Below are 3172 nucleotides of genomic sequence, written 5' to 3' on the forward strand. Positions count from 1 at the left end.
GTTGGCCGCTTTGCTGACCAAGCTGGGTGCGGGTGAGGACGTCCCGGTGGGGAGTCCGATCGCCGGTCGTACGGATCAGGCGCTGGACGACCTGGTCGGGTTCTTCGTCAACACCCTGGTGCTGCGCACCGACACCTCCGGTGATCCCACCTTCAGCGACCTGGTCAAGCGGGTCCGGGAGACGGCCCTGGGCGCCTACGCCCACCAGGACGTGCCGTTCGAGTACCTGGTGGAAGTCCTCAACCCGACCCGCTCCCTGTCCCGGCACCCGCTCTTCCAGGTCATGTTGGCGCTGCACAACGCCCCGCAGACCGATTTCACCCTGCCCGGCCTGGACGTCGAGTTCGTGTCCACCCCCACGACCACCGCCAAGTTCGACCTGTCGTTCGACCTCACCGAACGGCGCGGGCCCGGCGGCGCCGCCGCGGGCATCGGCGGGGTTTTGGAGTACGCCACCGACCTGTTCGACCCGGCCACCGTCGAGGCCTTCGTGGCCCGCTGGGTGCACCTGTTGGAAACCGCGGTCGTGGACCCCGAATCCCCGATCAGCCGGGTCAACGTGCTCACCGCCGACGAACGGCACCGGTTGCACGCCTACAACGACACCGCGGCCCCGGTTCCGGTGACCAGCCTGCCGGAGATGTTCGAGGCACAGGTGCGGGCCACACCGGACGCGCCCGCCGTGGTGTTCGAGCAGACCACGGTCACCTACGCCCAGCTCAACGCCCGGGCCAACCAGTTGGCGCGCGCCCTGACCGACCGCGGCGTCGGCCCCGAGCACATCGTGGCGCTGGCGCTGCCCCGGTCGGCCGAGATGATCGTGGCGCTGCTGGCCGTGTTCAAAACCGGCGCCGCCTGCCTGCCGGTGGATCCGGAGTACCCGGCCGAGCGGATCTCGTTCATGCTCCGCGATGCCCGGCCGTCCCTGTTGTTGACCCACACCGGGTTCGCGCCCGCGGACGTGCCCCGGCTGGTGGTGGACGATCCGGTGACCGCCGCGGAGATCGGCTCCGGCCCGGAGACCGATCCCGGTCCGCGAGCGGATCCCGCGAACGCGGCGTACGTGATCTACACCTCCGGTTCCACCGGCACCCCCAAGGCCGTGGTCATGTCCGCCGGTGGCCTGCTGAACCTCCTGCTGTGGCACCGCACGGCCTTCCCCGGCGGCCCCGGGGCACGCACCGCGCAGTTCACCGCGCTCAGCTTCGACGTGTCGGTGCAGGAAGTCCTGTCCACCCTGATGTACGGGAAGACGCTGGTGGTGCCGACCGACGAGGTGCGGCACGACTCCGCCCTGCTGGCCGAGTGGCTGGACCGGCACGAGGTCACGGAGCTGTTCGCACCGAACCTCGTGGTGCGCGGCCTCGCGCAAGCCGCCAACGAACAGGGTCGGAGCCTGCCCCGACTGCTGGACATCGCGCAGGGCGGGGAGCCACTGGTCCTGGACGGCGAGGTGCGCGAGTTCTTCCGCCGGGCCCCCGGCCGGCGGCTGCACAACCACTACGGGCCGTCCGAGACGCACGTCATCACCACCTACCTGGTGCCCGAGGACCTCGACTGCCCGCAGCCGGCGCCGATCGGCCGGCCCATGCCCAACTCCCGGGTGCACGTGCTGGACTCCGCGTTGCGGCCGGTGCCGCCGGGTGTGGTGGGGGAGCTGTACATCAGCGGTCTGTCCCTGTCCCGCGGCTACCTGCGCCGGCCGGGGCTGACGGCCCAGCGGTACGTGGCCGATCCCCACGGGCCGGCCGGGAGCCGGATGTACCGGACCGGGGACCTCGGCCGCTGGCACGACGGTGAGCTGCAGTTCGTCGGCCGGGTCGACCACCAGGTGAAGGTGCGGGGGTTCCGGGTCGAGCTGGGCGAGATCGAGTCGGTGCTGCGCGCTCATCCCGACGTGGACCAGGTCGCCGTGCTGGCCCGCGAGGACCGGCTGGTGGCCTACGTCGTGACGGCGGAACGAACGGAGGTGCTGGCCGACTTCGTCCGCGACCGGCTGCCGCAGTTCATGGTGCCGTCGGTGTTCGTGCCGCTCGAACGCCTGCCGCTCACGGTGAACGGCAAGCTGGACCGGGCCGCCCTCCCCGTGCCGGAGCCGACCGCGGTGCGTGGCCGTGCGCCGCGCACCCCGCAGGAGGAACTGCTCTGCGGGCTGTTCGCCGAGGTGCTGAAGGTCGCCCACATCGGTGTCGACGACGACTTCTTCGCGCTGGGCGGGCATTCCCTGCTGGCGACGCGGTTGACCGCCCGCATCCGGGCGACCCTGGGCGTGGAGGTGGGCCTGCGCGCGCTGTTCGACAACCCGACGGTCGCGGGTGTGGCGGGACTGGTGCGGGGCGCGCACGCGGCCCGGCTGTCGTTGACCGCGGGGAAGCGCCCGGACGTCATGCCGTTGTCCTTCGCCCAGCACCGACTCTGGTTCCTGCACCAGTTGGAGGGCGTCAGCCAGAACATCGCCCTCACCCTGCGCCTGTCCGGCCGGCTGGACCGCGACGCGTTGCGTGCCGCGCTCGCTGATGTGGTGACGCGTCACGAAAGCCTCCGCACCGTGTTCCCCCAGCTGGACGGGGTCGCCCGCCAACAGGTCGTCGACACCGTCCCCTCGCTGGTGATCACCCGGATCGACGGGTCCGAGCTGTCGACGGCGGTGGAGAGCGCGGCGCGGTACCAGTTCGACCTGGTGACGGAGCCGCCGATCCGGACGACGTTGTTCGAGCTGGCCGCGGATGAGCACGTGTTGTTGCTGGTGGTGCACCACATCGCCGCCGACGGCTGGTCGATGTACCCGTTGTCGCACGACCTGACCACCGCCTATGCCGCTCGTCGCGAAGATCGGGCGCCGAACTGGTCGCCGCTCCCGGTGCAGTACGCGGACTACACGGTGTGGCAGCGGAACCTGCTGGGTGACCGGGCGGACGAGGACAGCCTGGTCGCGGAGCAGACGGCCTACTGGGCCGAGGCGCTGGCCGGGTTGCCGGACCAGTTGGACCTGCCCACCGACCGCCCTCGCCCGGCCGTCAACTCCTACCGCGGTGACGGCGTGCCGGTGCACCTCGACGCGGCACTGCACCGCGACCTGGCGGTGCTGGCCCGTCGTTGCGGGGCGAGTGTGTTCATGGTGTTGCAGGCGGGGTTGGCCGCTTTGCTGACCAAGTTGGGTGCGGGTGAGGAC

At 71.2% G+C, this 3172-nt stretch carries 1 protein-coding gene; it reads left to right on the plus strand.

The features are described from left to right. Window positions 1-10 precede the first annotated feature (10 nt). Window positions 11-3172: amino acid adenylation domain-containing protein (locus AB0G02_RS32850; protein ID WP_360802023.1), on the plus strand; the 3162-nt coding region annotated here is incomplete at its 3' end.

This window comes from Actinosynnema sp. NPDC023658 (assembly GCF_040639995.1).
Lineage (GTDB): Bacteria > Actinomycetota > Actinomycetes > Mycobacteriales > Pseudonocardiaceae > Actinosynnema.